This is a genomic window from Coprococcus sp. AM97-35 (genome assembly GCF_027697525.1).
Taxonomy (GTDB): Bacteria; Bacillota; Clostridia; order Lachnospirales; family Lachnospiraceae; genus Allocoprococcus; species Allocoprococcus comes.
Map to the genome: position 1 here is coordinate 13,400 of NZ_JAQESL010000030.1, position 15,563 is coordinate 28,962.

15 protein-coding genes are annotated in these 15,563 nt (G+C 42.1%); 14 read left to right on the forward strand and 1 reads right to left on the reverse strand.

Annotation, left to right across the window (positions count from 1 at the left end; genetic code table 11):
* From PG840_RS14605 to PG840_RS14650, 10 genes are all read left to right on the forward strand, one after another.
* Complete coding sequence (locus PG840_RS14605) at positions 1–393, forward strand: conjugal transfer protein (protein WP_005427021.1); 393 nt, start codon at positions 1–3, stop codon at positions 391–393.
* On the forward strand, positions 377–2,827 hold the full coding sequence (locus tag PG840_RS14610; protein ID WP_118516142.1) for an ATP-binding protein: 2,451 nt from the start codon (positions 377–379) through the stop codon (positions 2,825–2,827). The genes PG840_RS14605 and PG840_RS14610 overlap by 17 nt, the downstream gene beginning before the upstream one ends.
* The gene (locus PG840_RS14615; protein WP_416888036.1) at positions 2,827–5,208 is read left to right on the forward strand and encodes a CD3337/EF1877 family mobilome membrane protein; all 2,382 of its coding nucleotides are present in this window, start codon (positions 2,827–2,829) and stop codon (positions 5,206–5,208) included. The genes PG840_RS14610 and PG840_RS14615 overlap by 1 nt, the downstream gene beginning before the upstream one ends.
* Positions 5,205–6,209, forward strand: a complete 1,005-nt coding sequence (locus PG840_RS14620) for a bifunctional lytic transglycosylase/C40 family peptidase (protein ID WP_226855240.1) — start codon at positions 5,205–5,207, stop codon at positions 6,207–6,209. Before PG840_RS14615 ends, PG840_RS14620 begins: the two co-directional genes overlap by 4 nt.
* A 16-nt stretch (positions 6,210–6,225) precedes the next feature.
* Complete coding sequence (locus PG840_RS14625) at positions 6,226–7,134, forward strand: conjugal transfer protein (protein ID WP_118516125.1); 909 nt, start codon at positions 6,226–6,228, stop codon at positions 7,132–7,134.
* A 168-nt stretch (positions 7,135–7,302) separates the two neighbouring features.
* Positions 7,303–7,968 (forward strand): response regulator transcription factor, encoded by a 666-nt coding sequence (locus PG840_RS14630; RefSeq protein ID WP_044925970.1) that lies wholly within the window; start codon positions 7,303–7,305, stop codon positions 7,966–7,968.
* A complete protein-coding gene (locus PG840_RS14635) occupies positions 7,965–9,101 on the forward strand; it encodes a sensor histidine kinase (RefSeq protein WP_270613812.1) in 1,137 nt (378 codons plus the stop codon). The genes PG840_RS14630 and PG840_RS14635 overlap by 4 nt, the downstream gene beginning before the upstream one ends.
* A 113-nt stretch (positions 9,102–9,214) precedes the next feature.
* A complete protein-coding gene (locus PG840_RS14640) occupies positions 9,215–10,612 on the forward strand; it encodes an ABC transporter permease (RefSeq protein ID WP_005427033.1) in 1,398 nt (465 codons plus the stop codon).
* Positions 10,613–10,622: 10 nt separating this feature from the next.
* A complete protein-coding gene (locus tag PG840_RS14645) occupies positions 10,623–11,264 on the forward strand; it encodes an ATP-binding cassette domain-containing protein (RefSeq protein ID WP_226855236.1) in 642 nt (213 codons plus the stop codon).
* On the forward strand, positions 11,261–11,431 hold the full coding sequence (locus tag PG840_RS14650) for a hypothetical protein (protein ID WP_005427037.1): 171 nt from the start codon (positions 11,261–11,263) through the stop codon (positions 11,429–11,431). The genes PG840_RS14645 and PG840_RS14650 overlap by 4 nt, the downstream gene beginning before the upstream one ends.
* Positions 11,432–11,444: 13 nt before the next feature.
* Here PG840_RS14650 and PG840_RS14655 read toward each other — a convergent pair whose 3' ends face one another.
* Positions 11,445–11,798, reverse strand: coding sequence for a helix-turn-helix domain-containing protein (locus PG840_RS14655; protein ID WP_005427039.1), 354 nt, complete (start codon positions 11,796–11,798; stop codon positions 11,445–11,447).
* Positions 11,799–12,392: 594 nt separating this feature from the next.
* Between PG840_RS14655 and PG840_RS14660 the strand changes: the two genes are divergently transcribed.
* The 4 genes from PG840_RS14660 to PG840_RS14675 all read left to right on the forward strand — a co-directional run bounded on the left by PG840_RS14660 (position 12,393) and on the right by PG840_RS14675 (position 15,272).
* Complete coding sequence (locus PG840_RS14660; RefSeq protein ID WP_022615780.1) at positions 12,393–12,815, forward strand: RNA polymerase sigma factor; 423 nt, start codon at positions 12,393–12,395, stop codon at positions 12,813–12,815.
* Entirely contained in the window at positions 12,812–13,051 is a 240-nt protein-coding gene (locus PG840_RS14665; protein ID WP_118516129.1) for a helix-turn-helix domain-containing protein, read from the forward strand. The genes PG840_RS14660 and PG840_RS14665 overlap by 4 nt, the downstream gene beginning before the upstream one ends.
* A gap of 540 nt (positions 13,052–13,591) precedes the next feature.
* On the forward strand, positions 13,592–13,792 hold the full coding sequence (locus PG840_RS14670) for a helix-turn-helix domain-containing protein (RefSeq protein WP_226855234.1): 201 nt from the start codon (positions 13,592–13,594) through the stop codon (positions 13,790–13,792).
* Positions 13,793–13,811: 19 nt separating this feature from the next.
* Positions 13,812–15,272, forward strand: a complete 1,461-nt coding sequence (locus tag PG840_RS14675; protein ID WP_118516130.1) for a site-specific integrase — start codon at positions 13,812–13,814, stop codon at positions 15,270–15,272.
* The last annotated feature ends 291 nt before the right edge of the window (positions 15,273–15,563 follow it).

The following is a 15,563-nucleotide window of genomic DNA, read 5'->3' on the forward strand; positions in this document are numbered from 1 at the left end:
ATGAAGAAAATACGAAGCTATACCAGTATCTGGTCGGTGGAAAAGGTACTCTATTCCATCAATGATTTTAAGCTGCCATTCCCCATCACGTTCACACAGATGGCGTGGTTCGTGGTATCGGTGTTTGCAGTTATGCTCTTGGGGAACCTCCCTCCTCTTTCGTTCATTGACGGAGCATTTTTGAAATACTTCGGCGTACCCTTTGCCCTCACTTGGTTCATGTGCCAGAAGACCTTTGACGGGAAGAAGCCTTACGGCTTCCTGAAATCCGTACTGGCATATCTGGTACGCCCGAAACTGACCTATGCAGGAAAGCCCGTGAAGCTGGAAAAGGAATATCCGGCACAACCCATCACGGCAGTAAGGAGTGATATTTATGGCATATCCGATTAAGTATATCGAAAATAACCTTGTATTCAACCATGACGGGGAGTGCTTCGCTTACTATGAGCTGCTTCCCTACAACTATTCTTTTTTAAGCCCTGAACAGAAATATCAGGTACACGATTCCTTCCGGCAGCTTATCGCCCAGAACAGGGACGGGAAGATTCACGCCCTGCAAATCAGCACCGAATCCAGCATACGGGCAGCACAGGAACGCTCCAAACAGGAAGTAACAGGCAAGTTAAAGGATATTGCCTGTGCAAAGATTGACGCACAGACCGAAGCCCTGATTTCCATGATAGGGGAAAATCAAGTGGACTACCGCTTTTTTATCGGCTTCAAGCTGCTTGTCAATGAGCAGGAAGTCACCATGAAGCAATTTCGCAGGGAAGCAAAGACCGCCGTTTCCGATTTCCTCCATGAAGTCAACCACAAACTCATGGGGGATTTTGTTTCCATGAGCAATGAGGAAATCTGGCGGTTTCAGAAGATGGAAAAACTGTTGGAGAATAAAATCTCACGCCGCTTCAAAGTCCGGCGGCTTAACAAGGACGATTTTGGCTATCTGATTGAGCATTTATACGGACAGACCGGAACTGCCTACGAAGATTATGAGTATTATCTTCCGAAGAAGCGGTTTCAGGAAGAAACGCTGGTGAAATACTATGACCTCATCAAACCCACCCGTTGTCTGATAGAGGAAAACCAGCGGTATCTGAAAATCGAACAGGAAGACGGGACGGTCTATGCCGCCTACTTTACTATCAACAGCATTGTGGGGGAACTGGACTTCCCATCCTCGGAAATCTTTTACTATCAGCAGCAGCAATTTACTTTTCCCATTGATACCTCTATGAATGTGGAGATTGTCACAAACCGGAAAGCCCTCTCCACGGTGCGGAACAAGAAAAAAGAGCTGAAAGATTTGGATAACCACGCATGGCAGAATGACAGCGAAACCAGCACAAACGTGGTGGACGCTTTAGACAGCGTAAATGAGCTGGAATCCACCTTAGACCAGAGTAAGGAATCCATGTATAAGCTGTCCTATGTGGTGCGTGTGACGGCTCCCGACTTGGAGGAACTGAAACGCCGCTGCAATGAGGTGAAAGATTTTTATGACGATTTGAACGTGAAGCTGGTTCGCCCCTTTGGAGATATGCTGGGGCTGCATGGGGAATTTCTCCCTGCCAGCAAGCGGTATCTGAACGATTATATCCAGTATGTCACCAGCGACTTCCTCGCTGGTCTTGGCTTCGGGGCAACCCAGATGCTGGGGGAACCGGAGGGTATTTATATCGGGTACAGCCTTGATACAGGAAGAAACGTGTACTTAAAGCCTGCCCTTGCCAGTCAAGGGGTAAAAGGCTCCGTCACCAACGCCCTTGCTGCCGCCTTTGTCGGCTCCCTCGGCGGTGGAAAATCATTCAGCAACAACATGATAGTCTATTATTCCGTATTATTTGGGGCACAGGCTCTCATTGTTGACCCGAAAGCAGAACGGGGGCGCTGGAAAGAAACCCTGCCGGAAATCGCCCATGAAATCAATATCGTAAACCTGACCTCAGAGGAACAGAACAGGGGCTTGCTCGACCCCTATGTGATTATGGAGAACCCAAAGGATTCCGAATCACTGGCAATCGACATCCTGACCTTTTTAACGGGCATTTCCAGCCGTGACGGGGAAAAGTTCCCTGTTCTTCGGAAAGCCATCCGTGCAGTAACAAACAGTGAAGAACGGGGGCTTTTCAAGGTAATTGAGGAACTACGGGCGGAGGGAACCACCATCAGCACCAGCATAGCCGACCATATCGAATCCTTTACGGACTATGACTTTGCACACCTGCTCTTTTCGGATGGGGATGTCACACAGTCCATCAGCCTTGAAAAGCAGCTCAACATCATTCAGGTGGCGGATTTGGTGCTGCCGGATAAGGAAACCTCGTTTGAAGAATACACCACAATGGAGCTGCTTTCCGTGGCAATGCTCATTGTAATCAGTACCTTTGCCCTCGACTTCATCCATACAGACCGCAGCGTGTTTAAGATTGTGGATTTGGATGAAGCATGGAGCTTCCTACAGGTGGCACAGGGCAAGACCCTCTCTATGAAGCTGGTTCGTGCCGGACGTGCCATGAACGCAGGCGTTTACTTTGTCACCCAGAACACGGACGATTTGCTGGATGAAAAGCTGAAAAACAATCTGGGCTTGAAATTTGCGTTCCGTTCCACAGACATCAACGAAATCAAGAAGACCCTCGCCTTTTTCGGGGTGGATTCCGAAGACGAAAACAACCAGAAGCGGCTCCGTGACTTGGAAAACGGACAGTGCCTTATCAGTGATTTGTACGGGCGTGTGGGCGTGATACAGTTCCATCCTATCTTTGAAGACCTGTTCCATGCCTTTGACACCAGACCGCCCGTAAGAAAAGAGGTGGAATGATGGTGATACATAGAACTTCCAACCGACCGCAATTCACAGTTCCTTATCACACAAAAAAGGGCTTGTCTTGGAAAATGGCAGGAAAAGTGATTGGCAGGGTGCTTCTGGCACTCCTGCTTATCCTCCTGCTGCTTGCAGTCTTCGGCACAGCCGCCCACGCTGCCGGACTGGTGGATGATACGGTGGACGCTGCCAACGAATACAGCAAATATCCGCTGGACAACTACCAGCTTGATTTTTATGTGGACAGCGGATGGGACTGGCTCCCGTGGAACTGGCTGGACGGTATCGGAAAACAGGTGATGTACGGGCTGTATGCCATCACAAATTTTATCTGGACAATCAGCCTGTACCTTTCCAACGCCACAGGGTATCTGATTCAGGAAGCCTACTCGCTGGACTTCATTTCCTCTACGGCGGATTCTATCGGGAAAAATATGCAGACCCTTGCAGGCGTTACCACAGGCGGCTTGTCCTCGGAGGGATTTTATATCGGGTTCCTGCTGATTCTTATTCTGGTGGTGGGGATTTACGTTGCCTACACAGGGCTTATCAAACGGGAAACCACAAAAGCCATCCATGCCGTTGTGAATTTCGTGGTGGTGTTCGTGCTGTCCGCTGCCTTTATCGCCTATGCCCCTGATTATATCGGGAAAATCAATGAATTTTCCGCAGACATCAGCAATGCCAGCCTGACCCTTGGTACAAAGATTGTACTGCCAAACTCGGAAAGCCAGGGAAAGGACAGCGTGGATTTGATACGGGACAGCCTGTTTTCCATTCAGGTCAAACAGCCGTGGCTCCTGCTGCAATACGGCAACTCGGATGTAGAAAGTATTGGGGCTGACCGTGTGGACAGCCTGCTCTCAACCAGCCCAGACGAAAACAACGGGCAGAACAGGGAAGAAATCGTGGTGGAGGAAATCGAAGACAGGGAAAACACCAACCTTACCATCACAAAGACCATCAACCGCTTGGGAACCGTCTTCTTCCTATTTATCTTCAATATCGGTATCTCCGTTTTTGTATTCCTGCTCACGGGGATAATGATTTTCTCACAGGTGCTTTTTATCATCTACGCCATGTTCCTGCCTGTGAGTTTCCTCCTTAGCATGGTTCCCTCTTTTGAAGGGATGTCAAAACGTGCCATTACAAAACTGTTCAATACCATTCTTACCAGAGCCGGAATCACCCTGATTATCACGGTAGCGTTCAGTATTTCCACCATGCTCTACAACCTGTCTGGGGAATATCCGTTCTTCCTGACGGCGTTCTTGCAGATAGTGACCTTTGCCGGAATTTATTTCAAGCTGGGGGATTTGATGGGGATGTTCTCCTTACAGAGTGGGGATTCCCAAAGCATGGGGAGCCGTATCATGCGAAGACCCCGTATGCTCATGCACGCCCATATGCACCGTTTACAGCATAAGTTAGGACGTTCTGTGGCGGCTCTTGGGGCTGGAACGGCTGCATACCACGCAGGGAAACAGGCTGGCTCAGACCAGAGAACTGTTTCCCACTCCGGCTCTTCCAAACGGACACAGGCAGACCACAGCAGACCAGACGGACAGGCAGCACCGGAAAAGGAATCCGCATGGAAACGGGCTGGCTCTGCGGTAGGTGCGGCGGTAGATACCAAAGATAAGATAGCCGATACTGCCGGACAGCTTCGGGAGCAGGCAAAGGATTTGCCTGTCAATGCAAAGTACGCCCTTTACCACGGGAAAACACAGGTATCAGAGGGTGTAAGGGATTTTACTTCCAGCATAACCCAGACCCGAACTGCCAGAGCGGAACAGCGGAACGCACAGGCAGAAAGCCGCAGACAGACCATTGCAGAACGCAGGGCGGAACTGGAACAGGCAAAACAACCGCAAAAGACAGCTTCCGAAGCACCCAAAGGGACTGCTCCTGTCCATGAACGCCCTGTTACTGCAAAGCAGCCAGAAGATTTCCGAAATCGTGCAGATACCGCTCATACAGAAAAACCAGCCATGCAGCCAGCTTCCCCATCCATCAGGGAACGGGGACAAATTTCTTATGGGGGAACTGTGGCAGAACGGGCTTCGGTTCCGATGGTAAAAACGGCTTCCATCCACCATGAACAGACACCACCTATAAGGACAGAACGCCAGATAGTCCCATCTACTTCCCTATCCCATCCAGATGAAAGACAAAAGGCGGCTCCAACCACCACACCTGCTGCTCCCCGTCCGACAAGACCTGTCCAGAACGATACGGTTCCTGTGATACCGGAAAGAAAACGGGCTGCCCCTGTGGTAAAAGAATCTAACTTTACCATCCGGCGTACCACCGCCAGAAAGGAGTGGACAAAAACGGTAACAGCGGCTGCCAAACAGAAGAAAGGGGAGAAACCATGAAGTTAAGACACCTTTTCTTTGCCTGTTCCGGCGTGTTCGTGATGATGTTCTCCTTGCTCCTTTTGGTGGTGATTGTCTTCTCGGATGAGGAAGACGGAGGAAGCGGCGGAAACCTTATCTATGGGGGCGTGAGCGTATCACAGGAAGTCCTCGCCCATAAGCCTATGCTGGAAAAGTATACAAGGGAATATGGCATAGAGGAATACTTAAATGTGCTGCTCGCCATCATTCAGGTGGAATCCGGCGGCACACTGGAAGACGTTATGCAGTCCTCGGAATCTTTGGGGCTTCCCCCGAACTCCCTTAGTACAGAGGAATCCATCAAACAGGGCTGCAAGTATTTCTCGGAACTGCTCGCAGCGGCAGAAACAAAGGGATGTGACTTAAACAGTGTGATTCAATCCTACAACTACGGCGGCGGTTTCCTAGACTATGTGGCAGGACACGGGAAAAAATACACCTTTGAACTGGCAGAGAGCTTCGCAAGGGACAAATCCGGCGGAAAGAAAGTCACCTACACCAACCCTGTTGCCGTAGAGAAAAACGGCGGCTGGCGGTATTCCTATGGAAATATGTTCTATGTCCTCTTGGTATCGCAATACCTGACCGTGGCACAGTTTGATGATGAAACGGTACAGGCTATCATGGAGGAAGCCTTAAAGTATGAGGGCTGGACGTATGTGTATGGGGGCGATTCCCCCTCCACTTCCTTTGACTGTTCGGGACTGGTGCAGTGGTGCTATGGCAAGGCAGGAATCGCTCTGCCACGGACAGCACAGGAACAGTACAATGTGACGCAGCACATCCCCCTGTCCGAAGCAAAAGCAGGGGATTTAGTCTTTTTCCACTCCACCTACAACGCCGGAACCTACATCACCCATGTGGGGCTGTATGTGGGAAATAACCGGATGTACCATGCCGGAAATCCCATTGGTTACGCAGACCTGACAGGCTCCTACTGGCAACAGCACCTTGCCGGAGCCGGACGAATCAAACAATAAGAAAGGATGAACCGATATGATTCAGATTAGAAAAGAGGATAACCAGAAAAAGCAGAAAGAAAAGAAACTGAAAGTCTACAAAGTCAATACCCATAAAAAAACCGTGATTGCCCTGTGGGTGCTGCTGGCAGTGAGCTTCCTGTTTGCCGTCTATAAGAATTTCACGGCAATAGACATTCATACTGTCCATGAAACCAAAGTAATTGAGGAAACCATCCTCGACACCCACAAGATAGAGAATTTTGTGGAGAATTTCGCAGAAGTCTACTATTCATGGGAACAGTCTGCCGCTTCCATTGATAACCGGACAAATGCTTTAAAAGGGTATCTCACCGGAGAGCTGCAAGCCCTGAATGTAGATACTGTCCGAAAGGACATCCCCGTATCGTCTGCCCTGACCGATTTTCAGATATGGGAAATCACAGAAGAAAAGGAACAGCATTATCAAGTGACCTACACGGTGGAACAGCGTATCACAGAGGGGGAATCCAGTAAAACCATCCGTTCCGCCTATCAGGTAACGGTCTATGTGGACGGCTTTGGAAACCTGACGATTATCCAGAACCCAACCATCACCAGCGTTGCCGTAAAATCCGGTTACACCCCAAAAGCGGTACAAAGTGACGGCACGGTGGATTCCATCACCACGGAGGAAATCAACGAATTTCTCACTACCTTTTTCAAGCTGTACCCTACGGCAACCGCAAAGGAGCTGACCTATTATGTGAATGAGGGCGTGCTGAAACCTGTGGGAAAAGAGTATATTTTCTCAGAACTGGTGAATCCAGTCTACAATCGAAGCGGAAATCAGGTGACAGCTTCCCTTGCAGTGAAATATCTGGATAACCAGACCATGACAACTCAGGTATCACAGTTTGACCTTGTGCTGGAAAAGAACGGGGAAAACTGGAAGATTGTGAAATGATTATATATTCCAATAGTAAACAGATGACTTTTTATCATCTGTTTACTATTGGATGTGAGATAAATTCTTGTTTTAATTCCTAAATCTTTCTATAATAAAATTAAATTATCAATCTAATTTCATATTCTTTTCATATAAATGCTGTACAGTAAAAATGGAGGTGAATATATGGCTAAAATATTGATTGTCGAAGATGATAAAAGAACAAATATGGCTATTTGTGAATATTTAAAACCAACCGGACATAACATTGTTTCTGCTTATGATGGTGAGGAAGCATTGCAATTATTTCATAGTACAACAATAGATTTAATTGTTTTAGATATTATGCTTCCACGATTAACCGGAATTGCTGTTTTACATGAAATAAGAAAAAGCAGTCTTATACCTGTACTTATGCTCACAGCGATTGAGGATGAATATACGCAATCACAAAGTTTTGATGAATTAGCAGATGATTATGTAACAAAACCTTTTTCTATGGTATTGCTTGGAAAAAGAATCACCGCTCTTTTACGCCGCTGTGGACAAATGCAGTCTATAGACACTATTACTTTCGGGGATGTTACTGTCAATTTTTCTGGATATACAGCCCATGATAAAAATGGAAGAATTGACATTACTCCAAAAGAAATAGAATTATTAAAACTTCTTATAGAACACAAAGGACTGGTTTTGACCCGTTCACAAATTCTTGACGAACTATGGGGATATGATTACCCTATTATCGACCGGACAATAGACACTTATATTAAAAATTTGAGAAAAAAATTACGTCTTAATTGTATTGTAACAGTAAAAGGAATCGGCTATAAGTATGAGGTGGTGGAATGAAACGATTAAAAATATTGCCTAAAATTTTTTTATATACATTCAGCATTATGGTATTTATTATAATTGCAGCTCATCTGATTTTATATTTACTTGCCCCACGAATTGCTATAGATTACACTCCATCAGTAATATCAAATCAAAGTGAATATGTATTAGATGGCAGTATCGACCCTTTGCAGTTTGTATCACAGGCAATTTGGCAGGCGTTACCATTTTCTGTTTTTTGTTGTATTATTCTTTGTGCAATATGTTCCTATTTTTTTTCAAAAAGTATTACAACACCAATTCGGAAAATTTCAAGTGTGACAAAACAAATGTCTAAAATGGATAAATCTGCTGTTTGTATAGTATCTTCTCAAGATGAAGTGAGAGAATTGGCTGATAATATCAATCAATTATATTATCGTCTATTTACAACTATTAAAAATCTTGAAGCAGAAAAGGAAAAGGTTAAAGAAAGTGAACAGGCAAAAATTGATTTTTTAAGAGCAGCGTCACATGAATTAAAAACCCCAGTAACCGCTTTAAATGCAACCTTGGAAAACATGATTTTAGGAGTGGGTAGTTATTGTGATTATTCCACATATCTTCCTGAATGTAAGGATATAGTAGAACAGCTTGCAACCATGATTCATGAAATTTTAGAAACTTCCAAAATAAATATGGAAACTACTCAGGAAGATTCTACGAAATGTAATTTATCAGACTTAATTTTGAATGTATGTGAACCATATAAACTGATTGCTGCGACTCATGGTATCAATTTAAAGTTAGATGTTCCTCAAGAATACAGGATAATGATTCCACAAAAGCAATTTAGTCGGGCATTTTCTAATATTATTGCAAATGCTGTCACCTATACTCCAAATGAGGGGGGTGTTTTTGTCTGTTTAAAAGAACATACTTTAACGGTAGAAAATGAATGTATTCCGATTGATAAACAACAATTAGCACATATATTTGAACCATTTTACCGTCCTGATTTTTCTCGCAATAGTGATAGCGGTGGAAATGGATTAGGACTTTACATTGTCTCAACTATTTTTTCATCACTTCATATTTCATATGAATTTTTACCAACAGAATCACAAAAAGGGATGTGTTTCTCTATCCTCCTGCCAAAAGCTCTCTAATTTCAGAGGGCTTTTTTTCGCCCTAAATTCTATATTCATTTCATATGCATTCCATATTGAACATTTATGATATTCCTGTATTCAAAATAAAAAATCAGGAGGTATAAAAAATCATGAACTTTATGAAGAGAGCATTTCTATATGTTTCACGCAAAAGAGGAAAGAGTATTTTGCTTTTTTTCATCCTTTTAATTCTGTCAACTTTTGTTCTAACGGGACTAAGTATTGGAAGTGCGTCAAAACAAGCTCAAAAAAATTTAAGACAAAATATCGGCGGTTCTTTCAATATTGATGTCAATTATTCAGATTCAAATCCATATTATCACGAAGAAGAAAGTGAGAATGAAGATGGGTCTTCCGACCTTTTAATGTACTCGACTGAACAGGTGACATCAAAAATGGTAGAAAACATTCGGAATATTTCCGGTGTTAAATTCTGTGATGCAACAACGGAAAGTCTGATAAATTTTGATAAACTTTTACCATTTGCCGGAACTGTTCCATTAGATGAAAGTCTTTCTCATTGTGTAAAAAGCATTGGTGTATGGCGTTCAGAAGAACAAAATTTCTTTACTTCTGGAAAAATCCAACTAATAGAAGGCAGGCATATTTTAGACAATGACATACACAAAGTTATTCTGTGTAAAGACTTAGCAGAAAAAAACAACTTAAATTTAGGTGATTCCTTAATTGTAACAAATGAGAACGGAAAGCAGCTATCTTTTGAAATTATTGGATTGTTTCATGCACAAAAACTTGAAAAAGTTGGAGAATCAATCCCAACATATGATAAGATACAAAACTTAATTTTTACAGATATAGAATCTATTGTCGAACTTGAAAATAGTGTTGCAGTGCAAGGGTTTGATACAGTAAAAGTTACCGTAAATGACCCTAAAGATATTGAAAAAATTATAGAGCAAGTAAAACATTTCCCTGATTATGAAGAAAATGTTTATAACATTTATGCTAATGATGAGGTTTACAAAAACACAGCAATTTCTTTAGAGAATTTAGATAAGTTAGTTATCGGCTTATTACTTGTAATCATTATCGCAAGCGTTATTGTTCTTTCACTTATTCTCACACTTTGGGGAAAAGAGAGAATACATGAAACAGGCGTTTTGCTCTCCATTGGAATAAAAAAATCCAGCATATTAGGACAATACCTTATTGAAGTTTTAATGATAGCAATTTTAGCTTTTACCTTATCTTTTGTTACAAGCAATATGATTTCTGGAAATATCGCAAATACCCTTTTGCAACAAAATACAAAAAATGAAAAACAGCAGCTTTCAACACAAGAAGACCATACAGAAATGAAAAGTCTGGATTTTAGCGTTTCAGAAGATTCAGAATCCGCTACTCCTGATATTAAGGTAGAAATTACTTTGCCCGATATATTGCAATTATACACAATCGGTTTTTCTATCATTTTTATTTCAGTAACTATATCTTCGATTAGTGTTATGCGTTTAAAACCACGGGAAATTTTAGCCCGTATGAGTTAAGGAGGAACAAATGTCAATTTTTAAGTGTAATCATGTATCATACTCTTATGATAAAAATACAAACGTGCTGAAAAATATTACCTTTTCATTTGAACTAGGAAAAGTATATGCGATTTTAGGTTCATCTGGTTCCGGAAAAACAACATTACTTTCACTACTAGGGGGACTTGATATACCAACTACCGGAACTATTTTATACGAAAATGAAGATATTAAAAAAATAGGATTGGAATCTCATAGACAAAATCATGTTTCTCTTATATTTCAAAATTATAATTTGATTGATTATATGACGCCGATTGAAAATGCAACTTTGGCAACAAAGAAAGATGTTGATGTGGTTCCTCTTTTAAAACGTCTGGGACTTTCTGATAAAGAACTAAAACGAACAATTTTAAAATTGTCTGGTGGGCAACAACAACGTGTAGCAATCGCACGTTCCTTAGCTACCGATGTCCCTATTATACTGGCAGATGAGCCTACAGGAAATCTTGATGAAATAACTGCCGCTGAAATCACACAAATATTACAGGAAACTGCCCACAAATTGAATAAATGTGTCATTATTGTTACTCATTCTAAAGATGTTGCTCAAAAAGCTGATGCTGTGTTAGAACTCAAACAAGGAATATTAAGGCAGGTGAAAAAATGAAAAAATTGATTATACTAATAATTTGTTTATTACTTTCTACTTTTGTGTTTAGTGGATGTGTAAACAGAACAGAAGAAAGTGAATCTGAAAAAGTTTCTTACGATTACGAAATTTCGGGGCAGGAGGATATGTCAAATATAGAAATTGTGCCAGAAAATGAAAAGTAAGCCAACGGAAGAATTATTCTTCCATTCGCTTATATTTCATAATACCATCCGCAACGCTTTCCATGATAACAAGGTCTGCGTCTGTAAAATTGTCAATTTTGCTTTCAAGCTGTCTTCGTCTGCTGCTTTTTACCAGACTATCAGAGGATAAAAAGAACTCATCCACTGATACATTCAGCAGAGATACAAGGTCGTAAAGCACCTGTAAACTTGGGTGCTGCCCTTTATTCTCAATATTGGTTAAATAGCGTGGGTCAATTTCAATCATTGCTCCCACCTGTTCACGGGTCAATCCCTGTTTTTTACGGGCTTCTTTTATGGCAAGCCCAAACGCCCTGAAATCATATTTATCTTCTTTTTTACGCATAATACACCACCTCTATACATTTTACTGTTCCTGTTATAATAGTGACAGGTATAGAAAAACGTATTATACAGTTGTACAGTTCCTATTATGCGTACCAAAGATAAAACTATGCTGCTGAAACGGAAATAAAAAAAAACCGTTATTTGGCAGCATACTTTCCCTGCGTCAAAAATTACATCATCATTTCCAGACGACGGTTTAACAAAAGCCGCCGTCTTTTTTGCCTGAAATGCAGATGATTTTTAAAGTCCACTACTTGATACAGAAAGCGGCTTACAGGAGGAAGCCGCTATGCAAAATATTTTCTTAAATATATCTACATTCGGTAAGCCGTTAAAAAAAGCCATCCGCCTACACTAGAAAAGTCTGACCCTCAATGTGGTTTTTCAGAATACATAGAAAGAACTATCGAAGCACACAAGCAGAAATATCGTCTGTTTGCGTGCTTTTTTAGTTGGAAGAAAAAGTTTTTAAATTTTTCTTCTCAAAACGCAACTGCACCCCCTGTCCTGTCGGGACTAAGAGCGAAAAGGGGGAAAGAAGCAGAAATTCCTATCAACTCGCTCCCTTTCAAGGCTGGAAAGGGGGTGAGTAATGATGAAGCCATCTGAATTTCAGACAACCATAGAGAACCAGTTTGATTATATCTGTAAAGTCGCTATGGAGGATGAACGCAAAGATTATCTTAAAGCGTTGTCCAGACAGTGTAAACGGGAAACCCTGTTCTGTGATATGGACGATTACACCGTCAACTTGTTTTCTTCCGAAGACACCTATCCATCCCACTTCCATACTTTTGAAATGGATGGATTTACTGTCCGTATTGAAAACAGCCTGTTAGCAGAAGCGTTGGAAAATCTGGACGGAAAGAAACGCGATGTTATCTTGAGATATTATTTCCTCGGATTTGACGATACAGAAATTTCAAAAATTCTGGAAGTCAACCGTTCTACCATCCAGAGAAGAAGACACGCCGGACTGGAATTTATCAAAAAATTTATGGAGGAAGAAGCATGACAGCAAAGCACCCTATGATTCCGTTTCCTGTGATTGTAAGGGCTGCGGATGGTGACATTGAAGCAGTCAACCAGATTGTACGCCATTACAGCGGTTTTATTGCCAGCCGTTCCATGCGTCCCATGAAAGATGAATATGGCAATACCCACATGGTTGTAGATGAAACCCTACGCCGCCGGATGGAAACACGTCTGATTGCAAAGATTTTATCTTTTGAAATCAAGGAACCCAACTAGAAATAACGCTCTCCTGTGGAAGCATGGACAAGCTCATGCTTCCCAGACAGAGCTTGCCAGTCTATTAAAGTGCATTATCACCAGTGCATTTTAACAGGCTGACAAAGCCGGATTGTTCCTTGAAAAAGAAAGCGTCTAATCAACGCAGCATAAAGCAGCCGAATACGTTTCGATAGAAAGAGAGCCGTTGGGCTGGCACGCCGTGACCCACCAAAGGAGGGATGAAACCGGATAGCGATTCCTGCCAGCGTTCCATAAGCAGCTTACCGCAAAAGCTGCCGCCATGACCTTTCTATTGTGATAATGATACTTCCGTACAGCCTTAGTCCGTGTGATGATGTAGCACCGCTGGCAAAGGGTACGGCTGGATGAGAACCATGCAGGGGTGAGATTCCCATGAGCTTTAGCGAAAGCTGTTCGGCTGACTTGCTCACAGTAAAATGCACTGAACCTCTACAAAACTTTAATTTCCTGTGTTATACTCAAAGTGTTAGAGAGGTGTATTTTACTGTTACCATCATAGAAAGGAGCCTTAATCTTATGTTAGATGGTAAAGAGAATACACACGGTATTACAACGTCTGAAAAAAAGACATATACGATAGATGAAATAGCAGCTCTTTTAAACATCAGTATGAAGTCGGCATATGCTTTAGTCAAAAGCGGTCAATTTCACTATATCAGAGCTGGCAGGATGATTAGAGTATCTAAAATATCTTTCGATAAATGGTTACACGAATAATCATTTAAGGAGAGATAATATGGCTTCAATCAAACAAAGAAAATCAAAATTTTCAGTTATTTACTGGTATATGGATGATACAGGCGAAAGAAAGCAGAAATGGGACACCCTAGAAACAAAAAAAGAAGCAAAGGCACGAAAAGCGTTTATTGAATTTTATCAACAAACCTATGGATATGTTCTCGTCCCTTTAGAAGAACAATTCGCCCATCAGCGTGAGGAAGCAGAACAAGCAATAGATACCCCAGATGATGAAATCACTTTAAAGGAATTTCTTGTTACTTTTGTCAATCTATATGGCGTATCGAAGTGGTCTGCCAACACTTACAGCAGTAAATTGAGTTCAATTAACAACTATATCAACCCTATTATTGGAGATTGGAAGTTAAATGAAATCACCACGAAAAAACTTTCTCAATATTACAATGACCTGTTAAGTGTTCCAGAAGTTCCTCGTGCTAACCGCAAAGCGACTGGTCGCTGTGTGCAGCCTGCCAACATTAAGAAAATCCATGATATTATCCGCTGTGCCTTAAATCAGGCTATCCGTTGGGAATATCTGGACAGCAAAATGCGGAATCCGGCTTCCTTAGCCACCTTACCCAAAGTACCAAAGGTAAAACGTAAGGTCTGGAATGTACAGACATTTAAGGAAGCAATCAAACTTGTGGATGATGATTTACTCCTGCTTTGTATGCACTTGGCGTTTGCCTGCTCATTAAGAGTAGGTGAAATTACAGGACTTACTTGGGATGATGTGATTGTTGATGAAGAAGCTATTGCAAATAATAATGCAAGAGTTATCGTCAATAAGGAGTTGGCAAGAATTTCTCAATCAGCTATGCAAAAGCTGAAAGAAAAAGATATTATTAAAATTTTCCCAACCCAGAAGCCCCACTGTACTACAAGGCTGGTGTTAAAAACACCCAAAACAGAAACAAGTAATCGTACCGTATGGCTGCCGACAACGCTTGCTCAATTACTGGTTCAATACAAAAAAGACCAGCAGGAATTGAAAGAGTTTTTAGGAAGTGCCTATAACGATTATAACCTTGTTATTGCTCTTGAAAATGGGAATCCCGTAGAAAGCCGCATTGTTCGGGACAGATTCACAACGCTGTGTGAGGAACACAATTTTGAAGTTGTTGTTTTTCACAGCTTACGCCATTTAAGCACAAAATATAAACTCAAAATGACACATGGCGATATTAAGTCTGTTCAGGGAGATACAGGTCACGCCGAAGCAGAAATGGTAACAGATGTTTACTCTGAAATCGTGGATGAAGACAGACGGCTTAATGCAAAAAAGCTGGATGAAGAATTTTATGACACCCTTGATACAGAGGAACCTGAACACAATCTCCATTCAGAAGCACAGGAGCCTATCAGTGACAATGACAAACTTCTGCTTGAATTGCTAAAATCCATGACACCGGAAATGAAAGAAAAGCTCTTAAAAGAAACCCTTTCTAACTGTTAGCAAAGGGCTTTGTTCCAAACAGAAAAAACCTGCTAACCAAAAAGTGTTAGCAAATATCGTAAAAATCCATGAAATCATCATCTACCTTAAATGAGTGTTAGCAAGCTATCTTGCAAAATAAATGGCTTTTAGAAATTCTCACGGACATAAGCCGCTATACATTGCTTCCCTGTCCGTGATAACAAAAAAAGCTGTAAACCCTTGAAAACAAAGGCTTACAGCGTTGTTTACTGGCGTCCATGACAGGAATCGAACCTGCGGCGTTTCGCTTAGGAGGCGAACCCTCTATCC